12 protein-coding genes and 1 pseudogene are annotated in these 15611 nt (G+C 70.5%); 3 read left to right on the forward strand and 10 right to left on the reverse strand.

Going from position 1 to position 15611, the window contains the following annotated elements; genetic code table 11:
- The first annotated feature begins 81 nt into the window (after positions 1–81).
- Positions 82–1083, forward strand: coding sequence for an alpha/beta fold hydrolase (locus ABZS71_RS27295; RefSeq protein WP_356214338.1), 1002 nt, complete (start codon positions 82–84; stop codon positions 1081–1083).
- A gap of 77 nt (positions 1084–1160) precedes the next feature.
- On the opposite strand, the gene ABZS71_RS27300 is transcribed toward ABZS71_RS27295, so the two are convergent.
- Complete coding sequence (locus ABZS71_RS27300; protein WP_233534147.1) at positions 1161–2174, reverse strand: Gfo/Idh/MocA family oxidoreductase; 1014 nt, start codon at positions 2172–2174, stop codon at positions 1161–1163.
- Between the two features lie 117 nt (positions 2175–2291).
- On the opposite strand from ABZS71_RS27300, the gene ABZS71_RS27305 reads away from it, so the two are divergent.
- Together ABZS71_RS27305 and ABZS71_RS27310 are read left to right on the forward strand one after the other, a co-directional pair.
- Positions 2292–3467: a cytochrome P450 gene (locus ABZS71_RS27305; protein WP_356214341.1), complete on the forward strand. Its 1176-nt coding sequence runs from the start codon at positions 2292–2294 to the stop codon at positions 3465–3467.
- Positions 3468–3512: 45 nt separating this feature from the next.
- Positions 3513–4967, forward strand: a complete 1455-nt coding sequence (locus ABZS71_RS27310; RefSeq protein ID WP_356214343.1) for a serine hydrolase domain-containing protein — start codon at positions 3513–3515, stop codon at positions 4965–4967.
- Between the two features lie 48 nt (positions 4968–5015).
- On the opposite strand, the gene ABZS71_RS27315 is transcribed toward ABZS71_RS27310, so the two are convergent.
- From ABZS71_RS27315 to ABZS71_RS27355, 9 genes and pseudogenes are all read right to left on the reverse strand, one after another.
- The gene (locus tag ABZS71_RS27315) at positions 5016–5255 is read right to left on the reverse strand and encodes an SDR family oxidoreductase (protein WP_356214412.1); all 240 of its coding nucleotides are present in this window, start codon (positions 5253–5255) and stop codon (positions 5016–5018) included.
- Positions 5240–5808 (reverse strand): annotated as a pseudogene (locus tag ABZS71_RS27320) (SDR family oxidoreductase); the annotation flags it as partial. The pseudogene ABZS71_RS27320 and the gene ABZS71_RS27315, both read right to left, overlap by 16 nt.
- Complete coding sequence (locus tag ABZS71_RS27325; protein WP_356214345.1) at positions 5805–7586, reverse strand: 1-deoxy-D-xylulose-5-phosphate synthase; 1782 nt, start codon at positions 7584–7586, stop codon at positions 5805–5807. The pseudogene ABZS71_RS27320 and the gene ABZS71_RS27325, both read right to left, overlap by 4 nt.
- Positions 7583–8731, reverse strand: coding sequence for a flavodoxin-dependent (E)-4-hydroxy-3-methylbut-2-enyl-diphosphate synthase (gene ispG / locus ABZS71_RS27330; protein WP_356214347.1), 1149 nt, complete (start codon positions 8729–8731; stop codon positions 7583–7585). Before ispG ends, ABZS71_RS27325 begins: the two co-directional genes overlap by 4 nt.
- A 40-nt stretch (positions 8732–8771) precedes the next feature.
- Entirely contained in the window at positions 8772–9752 is a 981-nt protein-coding gene (locus ABZS71_RS27335) for a polyprenyl synthetase family protein (RefSeq protein ID WP_356214414.1), read from the reverse strand.
- 159 nt (positions 9753–9911) lie between these two features.
- Positions 9912–11639, reverse strand: a complete 1728-nt coding sequence (locus ABZS71_RS27340) for a cobalamin-dependent protein (protein ID WP_356214349.1) — start codon at positions 11637–11639, stop codon at positions 9912–9914.
- Positions 11632–13416 (reverse strand): amino acid adenylation domain-containing protein, encoded by a 1785-nt coding sequence (locus ABZS71_RS27345; RefSeq protein WP_356214351.1) that lies wholly within the window; start codon positions 13414–13416, stop codon positions 11632–11634. The genes ABZS71_RS27340 and ABZS71_RS27345 overlap by 8 nt, the downstream gene beginning before the upstream one ends.
- Positions 13413–14546 (reverse strand): acyl-CoA dehydrogenase family protein, encoded by a 1134-nt coding sequence (locus ABZS71_RS27350; RefSeq protein ID WP_356214353.1) that lies wholly within the window; start codon positions 14544–14546, stop codon positions 13413–13415. Before ABZS71_RS27350 ends, ABZS71_RS27345 begins: the two co-directional genes overlap by 4 nt.
- Positions 14536–15603, reverse strand: coding sequence for a ketoacyl-ACP synthase III family protein (locus ABZS71_RS27355; protein ID WP_356214355.1), 1068 nt, complete (start codon positions 15601–15603; stop codon positions 14536–14538). Before ABZS71_RS27355 ends, ABZS71_RS27350 begins: the two co-directional genes overlap by 11 nt.
- Positions 15604–15611 lie beyond the last annotated feature (8 nt).

Raw genomic sequence — 15611 nt, forward strand, 5'->3', positions numbered from 1 at the left:
ATTCGTTCACTTCGGTTGCGGAGCAGTGATCCTGTGTCAGTCAGACATGCATCCTGGAAATGCTTACTCATAGCGGCGCTCATGACGGTCACCGGCCTGGTCGCCACGTCTACGCCCGCCACGGCGGCGGACGACGCGTCGCAGGCCGTGAGTTGCACGTCGTACTCGCTGCCGGTCCGTCTCTCCGATTCGGGCGAGGCGACCGAAACCATGTGGGGTGAGCTGTGCCGGCCCGCCGATCGCCACCCCACCACCGTGCAGTTCCTCGTGCACGGCGGGTTCTACAATCACGCCTATTGGGATTTCCCGGTCGGCAAGGGCTATTACTCCTATGTGCGCCATGCCGTCGCGGCCGGGTACGCCACCTTCAACGTGGACCCGATCGGCTCGGGCAAGAGCTCCCACCCGCAGAGCAGCGTGGTCACCGGCGACGCCGGGACCGTCGCGCTGCACGACGCCATCACCGCCCTGCGCAAGGGAACGGTCGGCGGGCAGGCGTTCAAGAAGGTGCTCTGGGTGGGACACGCGCTCGGCTCGTTCTACGCGTGGCGCGAGATACCGCGGTACGGCGACGTGGACGGGGCGATCCTCACCAGCGCGCTGAACAGCCACAACCCGGATCACGCCGCGATCGTGAGCGCCAACACGTATCCGGCGGTGCAGGACCCGAAGTTCGCGGACAGCGGCTACGACAACGGGTACTTGACCAACAAGCCGGGCACGCGCGGCTCCATGTTCTACTACCCGGCCACGACCGACCCGGCGGTGGTGGCGAAGGACGAGGAGACCAAGGACGTCCAGCCGGTCGCGGTGACCCAGCCGGCGGCTCCGCCGTACGGGATCAAGGTGCCGGTGCTCGTCGTCGCGGGCGCGCAGGACTGGCTGGAGTGCCAGGGGGTGACCGCGTACGACTGCGACGACCCGAGCAGCGTGCTCGCCCACGAGTCGCAGTTCTACCTGCCGGAGGCGAAGCTCAAGGTGGCAATGGTCCCGCAGACGGGTCACGATCTGGCGCTGGCGACGACCGCGCCGGCCACGAGCGCCCTCATGTTGCAGTGGGCCAAGGGGATCGCGGCTCCGTAGGGCAGCCTGTCCCGCTGTCCGGCCGACGCGTTCGACGCGTCGGCCGGACACGTTTGATGCGGCCCGGGAGGCGCGGCTCAGGACGTGTATGCGTACTCGGACCCGTCGCGGATGGCATCGACGAGCTCGGCCTGGCGGAGCGAGTCGGCGTTCTGGGCGGCCAGGTCTCGTGCGACGTCGCCGTCGCCGGACAGTACGGCGGCGGCGAAGGCGGCGACGATGTTCGCGAACTGGTCTCCCGCGGGAAGGGTGATCTCCTCGGCCCCGTCCTGCCGCTCGACCCGCAAGGTGGGGCGATGGTCCGGCGGCGGCGTGAAGGCCCGGTCGAGCCGGAGGCGCCCGGACGAGCCCCGCACCTCGTAGGCGCTGCAATAGGAGTGCTCCATGCCGAAGTGGAGCTGTGCCGTGACACCGGCCGGGTCGGACAGCAGCACACTGCCGCCCACCACGGCGCCCCGCGCCCGCTCGACGCGGAGCGCCCCGCCCACGAGACGGAGGCGCGCCCCGAGAAAGCGAAGTGCGGCACGGAGGGGATAGACCCCGATGTCCACCAGGGAGCCGCCCCCGACGTCGGGCAGGTAGCGGGGGTCCTCCGGCGGCCTCGGCGGAATCGTGAACGTGCTCTCGAAGGAGCGGAGTTCACCGATGGCTCCGCCGGAGACGAGTTCGTCGACGTGGCGATGCTGCGGATGGTGCAGGAACATCATGTTCTCCAGCAGCAGGCACCCGCGTTCGCTCGCGAGGTCAAAAAGGCGTGCGGTCTCCGGCGACCGGGTGGTGAGCGGCTTTTCGGCGAGGACGTGTTTGCCCGCCAAGAGCGCACGCTCCACCCACTCGGTGTGCAATGCGGCAGGCAGCGGAATATAGACGGCGTCCACATCGTCCCGCTTCAGCAGTTCCGCGTAGCCTTTTACGGCCGCTCCGCCGAAACTGCCGGTGAACCGCTCGGCCTTCGTCAGGTCGCGGCTCGCCACCGCGCGTATCTCGATGGAGGGCTCAGCCCGCATCGCCGGCAGTGTCCGCCGCCACGCGATGTCGGCGCAACCGAGCACGCCGAATCTCACCGGCCCCGGTCGCTGTTCCACAGACATGGTGGATGTTAACGCCGGGGTCGCGGACGGGGGAACCCCCGCAAAATCGGGGATTGTTCGGCCCCGACGGTTTTCGGAAAGGTGACGTCCGGTGCTTACAGGAAGAGGTAATCAGGTATGGCCGCCCAGATTCAACTTCCGCTCGACCCACCGCATCCCGCTCGACCCCAGCGCAACCTACGGGCGCTGCAGAAACAGGCTCCGGTGCACCGGGTCAGCACGGCCGTGGGAGACCCCGCCTGGCTCGTGACCGGGTATCAGGAGATCAAACAGCTGCTCGCCGATCCGCGTCTCGGCCGCAGCCATCACGACCCCGAGAACGCCGCGCGCAGTGGCGCGTCGGAGCTGCTCGACGGTCCGCGCGGCGACTACGACACCGAGCAGAAGTGGATCGCGACGATGCGCTCGCGGCTCCAGCCGTTCTTCTCGGCGGGACATGTGAAGGCGATGCGCCCCCGGGTCGAGGCGCTGACCGGCGAACTCCTGGATCGTCTTGAGAAGCAGGGCCCGCCGGCGGATCTGGCCGAGGCCCTCGCGCTGCTCCTGCCACGGGAGGTGATCGGCGAGCTCCTGGGTGTCCCGGTGGAGGAGAGGGAGCTGCTGGACGAGTGGACGACGGCGGTGAGCGACGCCCGCGACCGGGAGCGCTCGGCGGCGGGTCTTGCCGCCCTGCACCGCTACGGCCACGAACTGGCCGCCCGTAAGCGCGCGCACCCGACGCAGGACGTCGTCTCCTGGCTGTGCGAGGACGGCACCCTCTCCGACGACCAGGTCGCCCAGCTCGCGATGGGTGTGCTGTTCGCCGGCTACGAGACCACCGCGACGGCGCTCTGCGTCGGCACGGCGCTCCTGCTGGACTCCCCGGAGCAGTGGCGGGCGCTGCGCGAGAACCCCGGACTCGCGCCCACCGCGGCGGAGGAGAGCGTGCGGGTCGTCAGCCGGCTGCTGCCCCCGGTCATCCGGTACACGCGTGAGGACCTGGAGATCGCCGGGGCCGAGGTGCGCCGCGGCGAGCTCGTGATGCTCGACATCTACGCCGCGACCCATGACGAGAACATTTTTCCCGACCCCGACCGGTTCGACATCACCCGCGAGGACAACCCGCACCTCTGCTTCGGTTTCGGACTGCGGTACTGCATCGGGGCTCCCCTCGCCCGGCTTGAACTGCAGGCCGCCCTCACCCAGTTGACCACGCGTTATCCGCGGATGCGCCTGACGGTTCCGGTCGAGGACCTGACGGTCCGCCCGGGTTCGTTCGCCGCCATTCCCACGTCCTTCCCTGTCACTTGGTAGGTCCGCCCCCGGCGGGCCGATGGAAGAAGATCGAGAGGAACCCGTATGAGCCTGACGCCGGAAGCGCTGCGAGCGGCCGTCGACCGGGTCGCTCCCCCGGTGCTGGAGGTCACCAGCACCCCCGGCGCCCTCATCAGCGTCGGCTTCGCGGATGAGACCCCGCTGACCATGGCGTACGGCATCGCCGACGTGGAGAGCGGCGCTCCGGTGACCGAGTCGCACACCATGCGCGTCGGCAGCCTCGGCAAACTCCTGGTGGCCACCGCGATCGCGCGCCTGGCCGACTCCGGCGCGCTCGACCTGGACGCGCCCATCGACGCGCATCTGCCCTTTCCGGTCGTCAATGCGCTCGGTGGCACGATCACGCTGGCCAAGGCGCTGTCCATGCTGAGCGGCGCCGCCACGGACGGATACGACTGGGTCGAGCGGCCCGAGCCGGCGATGCGTTACATCGAGCGCGTGGTCAAGCGCGGTGTCGTCCACGAGTACGGCACGGACGCGCCCCGCTTCGTGAGTTCGGCGGACGCGAGCGGCTGGCAGTCGTCCTCGTTCATGTACCAGGTGGCCGCGCTGACGGCCGAGGCGGTGACCGGGATGCCGTTGGGCGAGTACGTGAAGGCCGAGATCCTCGCCCCGCTCGACATGCGCTCCACCGCCTGGCTCGACAGCCCCGACTGGGACGAGGTACGGAGCCGTTGCACGACGGGGCACATGGTGTTCGGCGACCGCGCCGTCCCGCTGCCGTGGCACGAGTGCGGTACCTACCACGCGGTCGGAGCGGTCATGTCCTGCGCCGACTACACGCGGCTGATGCTGGCGCTGACCGGCCGCGAGGGTCTGTTCGGCGGCGACGTCGCGAAGGAGATCCTGCGGCCGCGCACGACGGCGCGGGACGGGAGCCAGGTGGGGTTCGGTGTCCATCTCTCCGGAGATCCGGCGGCGGCCGACCACTGCGTCCGTTCGGTGGGCCACTACGCGTTCGGATGGTGGTCCGTCTCGCTCGCCTACCCGAACGCGGCGAAGCCGTTCTGCGTCACCGTGAGCACGAACCTCGCGGACCAGCGTGATGTCTTCAACCCGCCCGACCAGTACTCCTTCGGCATCCTCGCCCAGGAGATCGCGGGCTGGATCCGCGACGGAGAGACCGACACGCGCAGCCTGCCCAGCCGCGCCGAGTGGAACGCGTACGCGATGGGGCTCGTGGCCGCCGACAGGTTCGCCGGGCTGCTGGGGGCGGAACTCGACAAGGGGCAGATCTCCCGGATGGCCAAGGGGTCGCGGGGGGTCGGGGCGTCCTCCACCGCGGCGTTCGACGAGGCGCGCTTCGTCGAGGGCTACCTGGACATGCAGGCCGCGGTGCGCGAGCAGCGCATCGACGCGTACCTGGACACGGACTGCCCGGTCGGTGGCCTGTTCCGCAAGCTCGCGCGCAGGGAATGGGGAAGCAAGGGGTTCGAGGAGCCGTCGCCGGTGCGCTTCTGGTCCGACAGGCGGGCGTGACCTGCCCCCGGTCGGCCAGCGGCCCCGTCCGGGGCACCGGCGCTGTCGTCAGACGGCGACCCGGCCTCCGTCGACCGGCAAGATCGCCCCGTGCACGAAACTGGACTGCTCCGAGGCGAGGAAGACGATGGCACCGGCGATCTCCTCCGCCGTGCCCGGCCGCCGCGCGGGCCCGGCCAGCGCCGCCCGGTCGAGGGCGGCGCCCCGGGGGCGGTTCCCTCCGTGCGCGTCGGGCCGGGGCCGACCGCGTTGACCCGGACCCCGTGCGGACCGTACTCGGCGGCCCACGCCTTCGTCAGCAGCACCAGGGCCGCCTTGCTGGCACCGTAGAGGCCCAGGCCGGCGGCGCCGTAGGCGGCCGCCGCGGTGGTGACGTTGACGATCGCGCCGTGCCCGCGCCGGGCCATCGCGGGCGCTAGCTCGCGACGAGGAAGTACGGCGCCCTGACGTTGAGGCCGAACACCGCGTCGAAGTCCGCCTCCGTCGTCCGCTCGGTCGGGCCGAACGGAAAGACGCCCGCGTTGTTGACCAGTACGTCGATCCGTCCGAACCGGGCCACCGCGGCCTGCGCGAGGCGCCTCGCGGAGGTCTCTCCGTGCAGTTCGGCGGCGATGAAGTCCGCCACGCCGCCGGCCTCGGCGATGGCCTTGACGACCTGCCGCCCACGCTGTTCGTCCCGCCCGGTGACGGCGACGTCCGCACCGCGCCCGGCGAACGCCATCGCGGTCGCCAGGCCGATCCCGCTGGTCCCTCCGGTCACCAGGGCCTTCACGCCGGCCATGTCCCGCGCGCCGGGCGGCTGTCCGGCGCTGCCGGGCTGTGTGCGCGTGGTGTCGGTCATGCGCCCTCCTCCGTGCCGGTGGTCGCCCTCGTCCAGGCGAGAACCCGCTCCGCGATCCCCGGTGCCGACAGACCGTGAGCGTGCAGCAACGCGTCCCGGCCGCCGGGCCCGAGGAAGTCCGTCGGCAGGGCGAGGCAGGCCACGCGCGTCCTGGCGTCGGTCTCGGCGACGGACCGGCCGAGGCGCTCGCCGAACCCCCCGCGGCCGATGTTGTCCTCGACGGTCACGGTCAGCGGATACGTGCTCGCCAGCGCCACCAGCGCGTTGGGAACGGGCGCCACCCAGCGCGGGTCGACCACGGTCGCTTCCACGCCCCGATCGGCCAGCAGCACGGCCGCCTCCATGCAGGCGCTCGCCAGGGGGCCGGCGGCGGCCAGCAGCACGTCCGGATTCTGCGGCGCGCGCAGGACGTCCAGGCCGTCGATCCGCTCGACAGCCTCGACGCCCGCTCCTGCCTGCCCTTTCGGAAACCGCAGCACCGTCGGGCCGGCGTCCCGGTCGAGCGCCTCGCGCAGCAGAAGGCCCAGCTGTGCCGTGTCGCGGGGAGCGGCCACCCGCAGCCCGGGCACGAGCGACAGCCAGGACAGGTCCCAGATGCCGTGGTGGCTCGGTCCGTCGGGCCCGGTCACACCGGCCCGGTCCAGCACGAACACGACGGGCAGACGGTGCAGGGCCACATCCATCAGCACCTGGTCGAACGCCCGGGCCAGGAAAGTCGAGTAGATCGCCACCACCGGCCGCAGCCCGGCGGTGGCGAGCCCCGCGGCTGAGGCGACCGCGTGCTGTTCGCTGATGCCGACGTCGTGCACCCGGTCGGGGAACTTGGCGGCGAACTTGTGCAGGCCGACCGGGACGGTCATGGCGGCGGTGATCCCGACCACCTCCGGGCGTTCGGCCGCCAGGGTGAGCATCTCGTCGGCGAAGACGTCGGCCCATGAAGGTGCGCCCGGCGTCGCGACGGCACCGGTGGCCGCGTCGAAGCGCCCCACCGCGTGCCAGCAGTCCACCTCGTCACGGGCGGCCGGAGGGTAGCCGCGCCCCTTGTCGGTCAGGCAGTGGACGACCACGGGGCGCCGCATCCGCACCGCGGTCCGCAGGGCTTCCTCCACCGCGGCGCAGTCGTGGCCGTCGACGGCTCCCAGGTAGGCGATCCCCAGACTCTCGAAGAAGTCCGAGCGGTCCGTGGACTGTCTGCCGAGCCCGTCCAAATGCCGTGCGAGCGCCCCGGTCGTGGGCCGGTAGGACCGCCCGTTGTCGTTCAGGACCAGCACCAGGGGCCGCTCGGGGGCGGCCCCGATGTTGTTGAGCGCCTCCCAGGCCAGTCCGCCGGTGAGCGCGCCGTCGCCGACGACGGCGACCACTTTGCGGTCATGGTCCCCGCGCAGCGCGAACGCCTTGGCCATACCGTCCGCGTACGAGAGTGCGGTGGAGGCGTGGGAGTTCTCGATGACGTCGTGGTCGGACTCCGCCCGCGAGGGGTAGCCCGACAGCCCGCCGGCGGAGCGCAGGCCGCCGAACCGCTCTGCCCGGCCGGTCAGCAGTTTGTGCACGTACGCCTGATGGCCGACGTCGAAGAGGAGCACGTCACGCGGGGACTCGAAGACGCGGTGGAGCGCGACGGTCAGTTCGACCATGCCGAGGTTCGGACCGAGGTGGCCGCCCGTCCTGGCCACGGCGTGGACGAGGAACTCGCGTATCTCCGCGCACAGTTCGCCGTCGCGGGACCGGTCGAGCCTTCTGAGGTCGGCGGGTGAGGTGATGTCCTGGAGCAAGCTCATGACCGCGTCTCGCCCTCCCCGCCCTCGTGCCCCGGTTCCTGCCCCTGTTCCTCCGCGATCCGCAGCGCCTCCTCGATCAGCGTCTCGACGATGCGGCTCTCCGGTACCGTCCGCACGACCTCGCCGCGGACGAAGATCTGGCCCTTGCCGTTCCCGGAGGCGACTCCGAGGTCGGCCTCGCGCGCTTCCCCGGGGCCGTTGACCACGCATCCCATGACGGCGACCCGCAGCGGCACGGGCAGCCCCTCGAGCCCGGCGGAGACCTCCTCCGCCAGCCGGTACACGTCCACCTGGGCCCGTCCGCAGGAGGGACAGGAGACGATCTCCAACTGCCGCGGGCGCAGCCCCAGCGACCGCAGGATCTCGACCCCGACCTTCACCTCCTCGACCGGCGGCGCCGAGAGCGAGACCCGGATGGTGTCCCCGATGCCCTGACGGAGCAGGCAGCCGAAGGCGGTCGCCGACTTCACCGTGCCCTGCTGGATCGGGCCGGCCTCGGTGACGCCCAGGTGGAGCGGCTGCTCGCACTGCTGGGCCAGCAGTTCGTACGCCTCGATCGTCACCATCGGGTCGTGGTGCTTCACGGAGATCTTGAAATCGTGGAAGTCGTGTTCGGTGAAGAGTTCGGCCTCCCGCATCGCCGATTCGACCAGCGCCTCCGCGGTCGCCGAGCCGTGCCGTGCCAGGACGCGGGGGTCGAGCGACCCGGCGTTGACGCCGATGCGCAGCGGCACGCCGTGGTCGCTCGCGGCGCGGGTGATGTCCTTGATCTGGTCGTCGAAACGCTTGATGTTGCCCGGGTTGACCCGCACCGCCGCGCAGCCCGCCTCGATCGCCGCGAAGACGTAGCGGGGCTGGAAGTGGATGTCGGCGACGACGGGGAGCGACGACTTGGCGGTGATGGCGGGCAAGGCCTCGCAGTCGTCGCGCGAGGGGACCGCGACCCGGACGATGTCGCAGCCGGCGGCCGTCAGTTCGGCGATCTGCTGGAGCGTCTCGTCCACATGCGCGGTCACGGTCGTCGTCATCGACTGGACGGAGACGGGGTGGTCGCTGCCGACGCCGACGGAGCCGACCATCATCTGTCGTGTCTTACGGCGCCGGGGCGTGGGCCGTCCGAGCGGGACGCGCGCGACGGTACTCATGCGGGGCCTCCGATTCCGGCTCGTGCGGGGTGCCGGCCCATCAATGGTTCCGGTTGGAGAGGTAGTTGGTGAGCGAGAGCAGGGCGGCCACGCGGTCCACCGGCAGTCCCGGTACGGAGCTGAGCTCCTCGCGGGCCAGCATCTCGAAGCGCTCGATCTCCCGCACCGCCCTCGTCCAGCCGCCGGCCCGGGTGACCAGGTCGGTGGCGCGGCGTGCCTCGTCCTCCCCGACCGGTCCCTCGTCGGCGTAGAAGCGGGCCAGTTCGGCGGCTTCCGGGGTGTCGGAGGCGAGGGCGGCCGTCACGGGGAAGCTGCCCTTTCTGCTGCGCAGGTCCGAGCCGACGGGCTTGCCGGTGCGCCGGGGGTCGCCCCAGATGCCCAGGATGTCGTCGGCGATCTGGAAGGCGAGACCGAGCCGGAGACCGAACCGGCTGAACCGTCGTGTCGCCTCCTCGGAGGCGCCGGCCAGCAGGGCGCCCAGCTCACAGGCGCAGGCCAGGAGCGCCCCGGTCTTGTCCGCGGCGACCGCGAGCGCCTCGTCCGGGCTGGCCTCGGCCCGGCCCTCCAGCGAGAGGTCGGCCATCTGCCCGGCGGCGAGCCGGGCCACGGCCTCGGCCAGCAGCCGCGTCGCGCGCGGGTCGGCGGCCCAGGGCCCGTCCAGCATCAACGGGGCCTGCGCGAGCAGCAGATCGCCCGTGAGGATGGCGGCCGGTATCCCGTACTCGTGCCAGACGGCCGGGCGGCCGCGGCGTTCTTTGTCACCGTCCATGACGTCGTCGTGGATGAGGGAGAAGTTATGGATCATCTCCACGGCGGCGCCCGCGGCCGCGACGCGGGAGATCGCCTCGGCGTCGCTGGTGAAACACTCGCCGGTCAGCACGGTGAGGGTCGCGCGGACCATCTTGCCGCTGGTGGTCGCCGTCGGCAGATCACTCGACGGCCACCCGAAGTGGTGGGCGACCATGGGCCGGAGCCGGTCGTCGAACCGGGTGACCGCCTGATGGAGGATCGGGGTCACCATCCGGTTCACGCGCTCGATCTCCGGCGGGGTCGCCCTCGACGCGGCGTCCCGGGGGATGGGGTTGCGTAGGTCTTGGGTTGCTGCCGTCTCGGCATGCACAGCTCACCTCGGAAGTCTCATGCGCAGGAACAGAAATCCGTCGGGCCGGGCAGGCGGGTCTCACACGGGGTGGCTCACCGCCCGGGCGTTCGGGCCCGACAACTCGCTGATCAGTTCGGCGGGCACCGTCACGTCGTCGAACCAGCGCCCGCCGAAGGGTCGCGGCACGGGCAGGATCTGATCGCTGGAGTAGGCGAGGATCTTGCGGTTGTACGCGCGCATCTCGTCCCGGAGGGAGGCGGGCAGCTCGCCGTCCAGCGTGAAGGCGCGTTCCATCTCCCCGAGCAGTCGCCGGGTCTGGTCGATGGTCTCCAGTACGGCCTCGCAGAATTCGCTGCGCAGCACGCCGTATTCGCCCTTGATGCTGACGAGCCGTGCGATCGCCTCGTAGGAGACGTCCTGAAGATCGCGTCGGCTGAGCCACTGCGTCTCGTAGTTGAGGCGGCGGTACCAGATCGGTTCGATCATGGCCTGCCGGTGTTCTTCGAGCGTGCGGTGGAAGATCCGGTAGCCGTGCTTGTCGGGTTCCTCGAAGAAGCGGCATCCGGGGTCGAGGAAGGGCACCATCGGGCAGATGAGCGGCAGTGCGGGCCATCCGTCGAACTTGCGGATCAGGCGCTCGGAGTAGGCGACGGTGTCCATCACCGACTGGCGGTCCTGGTACGGCATGCCGATGAAGAACCACACCATGACGCCCTTGATCCCGGCGTCCAGCGCGCGGGGGATCCACCGCTCCATCTCTTCCATGGTGAACGTGCCGCGCCCCGCCGCCTTGCTGATCCTGGGATCGTGGGACTCGGGCGAGAGCAGGACGTAGGCGTCGGTGGATTCGCCCATTTTCTTCAGGGTGTCGTCCGGCGTCAGGTTGAACTGCTCGAAGTAGACGCTCCGGTAACCGAAGTCGTGCACGGCGTCGAGGTAGCTGTGCATGCGGGTCTTGTTCTCGGAGTAGCACTGCAGGGCGTAGATGGAGGTGTGTTTGGCCGCCTCCCCCATCGTCCTGAGCTCCTCGATGATCAGGTCGTTGTCCTTCTGCACGAGGGTTTTGCGGACGTCCATGATGTTGCGGTAGGCGAAGCGGGAGCCTCCGCACCAGCCGCAGTCGTGGGCGCATCCGGTGTTCGGCAGCGTCATGATGAGTTTGCTGGAGAGCGGCGTCACCGGTGCTTTCTTGTAGTACGACCAACTGTTGGCGACGTTGTTGTAGTTGGTCTGTGGCTTGTGGTCGAACCCCGTGGATTCGACCTCATCGCCGGAGGTGTAGAGAAGGTTCGGGATCGAGCGGAAGTCCCGGTCTCCCCTCAGCACCTTCTCGGTGAGGAGGCGGACGGGTTCGAGGGTGTCGTAGCCCCGCACGACGACGTCCACCGCGTCGTACCGGGCGAGTTCCTCGGCGTAGTAGGTCGCCGAGATGCCGCCGAAGACGGTCAGCGCGTCCGGATGGACCCGCTTGACGAGCTTCGCCAGCTCGATCGCGCCGTAGCACTGCGTCATCCAGTGCAGGTCGAAACCGAAGATGGGTGCTTCGAGCCGGCCCATCAGCGCTTCGACGTCGAGTTCCGGGTGCATCAGCATCAGCGAGGCGACATTGACGATGTCGCACTGCACGTCGTGCTCGGCCAGATGCTGTTTGATCGAGAACCAGCCGATCGGATACATCTCGTAGACAGAGGTCACGTTGACGCTGTCACTGTCGCTCAGATACGCGAAGAGGAGATCGTCGCGCTCGCGAAAGTCGAAGACGCTCGGCGCGTGCAGGAGGAACATGTCGGACTTCAGCTCATGCATGGGCGGACGACCGCCTCTCGTACACCATCGCGCTGAGATTGTCGACGTTCTTGAAGCTTTCCGGAGTGACATCGCTCCAGGGCAGCTTGACCTCGAACTCGCCGAGTATGTGGGCGATCAGAATCGTGGTGTTCAGCGAGTTGAGAATGCCCAGTTCGAGGAGTGGTGTGTCACCCGCGAGCTCTCCTTGAGGGTCTCCGGACAGGAAGCTCTCCCGGATGAACGCGAGCAGCTTCGTTGCGATCTCTTCTCGTTCCTGCCTGGCTGTCACTGACACCCCTCGTATGTTGTGTGCGGAGACCAGGGCCGTGAGGTCGAGCTTCCCCCGGTCGTTGCGGGGCAGCGCGTCGACGAAACGCACGTCGTCGGGGATCATCTGCGGGGGCAGCCGCCGTGCCAGATGGCGTCTGAGCCCGATGTTCCCCAGGGTGCTCGCCGGGGTCCTGGCCACGAACGCGGCCAGATGCCGTTCGAGCCCGTCCCCCACGGCGGCGACCGCGGCCTCGGCCACCTCCGGATGCGTGTGCAGTGCCACCGACACCTCGCTCAACTCGATGCGGTGACCCCGGACCTTGACCTGTCCGTCGGCGCGCCCGAGATAGTCGAAGGAGCCGTCGGGCCGGACTCTGACCCGGTCTCCCGTGCCGTAGGGGCCGTGCTGGGCCGGCCGCCCCCAGTACCCGAGGAAGACGGTCGGGCCGTCGACCATCAGCTCGCCCTCCTCACCGGGTCCGGCCGCCCGGCCGTCGGGACCGGCCGCCCAGACGCGGTCGCCGCTGCAGGCCGCGCCGATCGGGACCGGGACGTCGCGCTCCAGGTCCTCGGGCCGGACCTCGTGGTACGTGCACACGTTGGTCTCGGTCGGGCCGTAGAGGTTGAGCAGCCGGGCGTCGGTCCACTCGGCGAACTCCCGGACCTGGTGGACGGGGAAGGGTTCGCCCGCGAAGAGCACCGCACGCAGCGCCTCAGGGGCCGGCCGGTCGAGCAGGCCGCCGTCGCGCCGCATGAGGGTAAGCACGGAAGGAACGGAGTACCAGACGGTGATGTGCTCCCGGTACAGGAACTCGACCAGGCGTTCGGGGGCGTACGCGAATTCGGTGGGGACGGGGCAGACCGCCGCGCCCACCGCGAACCCGGCGTAGATGTCGAGGACCGACAGGTCGAAGGAGAATGAGGCATGGTTGGCGAACCTGTCCCCGGGCCCGGCCGACAGTTCCTCGACGGCCCATTCCACGAACGCAAGGGCGTTGCGGTGGCTGATGGTGACGCCTTTCGGCGTGCCTGTCGAACCCGAGGTGAAGAGGATGTAGGCGGGTTCGTCCTCGTCGACGACGACATGCGGCGCCTCGCGCGCGTCCCCGTCCGTCCCGGCGGCGCCGTTCGGCATCTCGATGTCGACGCAGGCCAGAGCGGTGCGCAGGGGGTCGGGAACGCGTGGGAACAGTTCGGCCGGGGCGCACAGCGCGCGTGCCGCGCACTCGTGGGCGAGGGTCTCGACCCGCTCCGCGGGGCTCTGGGGGTCGACCGGGACGTAGACGGCGCCGAGCCGCAGGACGGCATGCATGGCGGCGAGCACGTCCGCCGATTTCGGACCCCATACGAGGACCCGGTCGCCGCGGCCGACGCCCTGGCCGGCCAGGACGCGGGCCAAGGCGTCGGCGCGGGCGTCGAGCTCCGCGTAGGTCGCCGTGCCGCAGGGGCCCGCCACGGCCGGAGCCCGGGGGGTGCGCGCCGCGGCGTCGGCGAGCAGCGCGTGAAGGTTGGCCGGCTTGCTCACAGGCCCATCCCCTTGACGATGATCTCCCGCTGGATGTCCGTCGTCCCCGAGAAGATGTGCAGGGGGACGAGGTCGCTCAGCCGGCCGCCGACGCCCTCCGCGGTCAGATATCCCTTCGCCCCGAACACCTGCGCGGCGTCGATGCCGTTGGCTACCGCGCTCTCCGCGACGGCGACCTTGGCGAGGGCCGCCGCCTGACCGGCGTCCTGGCTGCCCTTGTCGACCTGCCAGCACGCCCGGTACAGCAACAGGCGGCTGCTCTCCAGGCGCTGTTTCATGATGGCCAGACGGTGGGAGACCGCCTGGAAGTCCGCGATGCGCCGGCCGAACTGCTGCCGTTGCCCGGCGTGCGTGACGCAGCGCCGCAGCTGGGCCTCCATCGTGCCCAGGAAGATCGCGGGCAGACACGCCCGCTCCCAGGTCATGGATGTCTGGAAGATGGCGCTGCCCTGGCCTTCCGCACCCATCAGGTACGCGCCGGGGACGCGGCACCCGGAGAACTCCACCCGGGCGGCGGCGCAGCCGTCCAGTCCCGCCTTGGCCAGGGGCGGGCCGATCCGCAGTCCCGGCAGATCCGTGGGGACGGCGAACGCGGACAGTCCAAGGAACCCGGCGGCGGGCGCGGTGACCGCGTAGGTGACGAGGATGTCGGCCAGGGGGCCGTTGCTGACGAAGGACTTCACCCCGTCGAGCACGTACGCGTCGCCGTCGCGCACCGCGGTCGTCGCGAGCCTGCTCACGTCCGAACCGGCGCCGTCCTCGGTCATCGCGTTGGCGGCGATCGTCCTGCCGGAGGCGAGGCCGCGCAGCAGTTCGGCCCGGACCGGCTCGCCGGCGTGCTGCGCGAGGGCGGTGCCGCAGGCCAGCAGGTGCGCCGCGATCGCGAAGGCGAGCCCGGTGTCGGCGCCGCCGGCGCAGAACGCCTCCAGGCCGAGAGCCGTGTCGAGCGCGCCGAGCCCGCCGCCCCCGTGGTTTTCGGGCAGGCACAGGCCGGTGATCCCGGACTCTCCCGCGGCCTGCCACACGTCTCTTCCGGCGGCCTCCCCCGGCTCGGGGCGGGGCAGGCGGCCGGCGGCGTCGCGAATGCGCCGGATCCGTTGTTGCTGTTCCTCGGTGAGGTCAAACTCCACTGGCCTGGGCCTCACGTTTCCGAGTCGGGTCGGTGCCGAGGACGCGGACGACCGCCGCCTTGTACGTCACTCCTGGGGAGAAGCCGCACAGCAGCACGTGGTCCCCGGCGTGGAGTCGCTCCGTCGCCAGCAGGTGGTGCAGCGCCGCCATGTGGTCGCTCGCGCCGAGGTGCCCGACGGTCCTGCTGAAGTCCCACGTCGACCGTTCGAGGGGGAAACCGAGGATCTTGAGGTAGGAGGCGGCCGCCCGGCGCGGCATGCCGTGGATGAGGACGTGCGTGATGTCGTCCGCCGTCACGCCGGCCTCCTCCAGCGCCTGCTCGGTGCAGACGACGTTGTGCCTCTGGTGGCCAAGGAGCAGCCGCACCCACGAGCCGTCCTCCTCGGCCGCGCGCTGGAAGGCGGCGCCTCTGGCCCCGTAGTCCAGGGCGGTGGCGGTGGTGGCGCCGGGCGGGAAGAGCGGCTCACCGCCCCGGTGGGCCTCCTCCATCGCCGAGAACGTGGCCGTGCACAGGGAACGCATCTCCGCGAGGCCCGGTGTGGTGCTCACCACGACGGCGCTGGCGCCGTCTCCCAGGTAGGCCACCCCGTCGCCGGGGTTCCACCTGTCAATCAGCGGCGTGCCGAAGTTGTCGCTCGCGGTGACCAGCGCCGCCGGGACATGGGGGAAGGCCTTGAGGTACCCGGCCGCGAGTTCCAGCGCGCCGAAGGTTCCGTTGCAACCGTTCCTGACCTCCATCGCGAGCAGGTCGTCGCCGAGCAGGTGCCGTTGCAGATACGCCTGGGGGCCCCAGCCGTCGGGGCCCTGGTGCCAGACGCCCGTGTAGAGGAGCAGCCCGATGTCCTCGGCGCTCGCCCCGCTGCTCTTGAGCGCCTCCTGCGCGGCGGCCAGGGCCATTTCCGGCGCCGCGGTCCGTCCCGCGACCGCGACCCCCGACAACCCGTACTCCGCCGCCGTGCCGGCCGGGACGAGCCCCTGTTCCACCGCCGATCCGATGCTCTGCGCCGTGGGCAGGAACACGCCGATTCCGGCGAGGTAGATGTCCCGGATACGCACAAGCCCCC

The sequence above is a fragment of the Streptomyces sp. NPDC005393 genome (genome assembly GCF_040606675.1).
Taxonomy (GTDB): Bacteria; Actinomycetota; Actinomycetes; order Streptomycetales; family Streptomycetaceae; genus Streptomyces.

Coding starts and splice junctions, on each gene's coding strand:
- ABZS71_RS27295 (WP_356214338.1), top strand. CDS start 82: ATGACGGTCACCGGCCTGGTCGCCACGTCTACGCCCGCCACGGCGGCG.
- ABZS71_RS27300 (WP_233534147.1), bottom strand. CDS start 2,174: ATGTCTGTGGAACAGCGACCGGGGCCGGTGAGATTCGGCGTGCTCGGT.
- ABZS71_RS27305 (WP_356214341.1), top strand. CDS start 2,292: ATGGCCGCCCAGATTCAACTTCCGCTCGACCCACCGCATCCCGCTCGA.
- ABZS71_RS27310 (WP_356214343.1), top strand. CDS start 3,513: ATGAGCCTGACGCCGGAAGCGCTGCGAGCGGCCGTCGACCGGGTCGCT.
- ABZS71_RS27325 (WP_356214345.1), bottom strand. CDS start 7,586: ATGAGCTTGCTCCAGGACATCACCTCACCCGCCGACCTCAGAAGGCTC.
- ispG (WP_356214347.1), bottom strand. CDS start 8,731: ATGAGTACCGTCGCGCGCGTCCCGCTCGGACGGCCCACGCCCCGGCGC.
- ABZS71_RS27335 (WP_356214414.1), bottom strand. CDS start 9,752: ATGGTGACCCCGATCCTCCATCAGGCGGTCACCCGGTTCGACGACCGG.
- ABZS71_RS27340 (WP_356214349.1), bottom strand. CDS start 11,639: ATGCATGAGCTGAAGTCCGACATGTTCCTCCTGCACGCGCCGAGCGTC.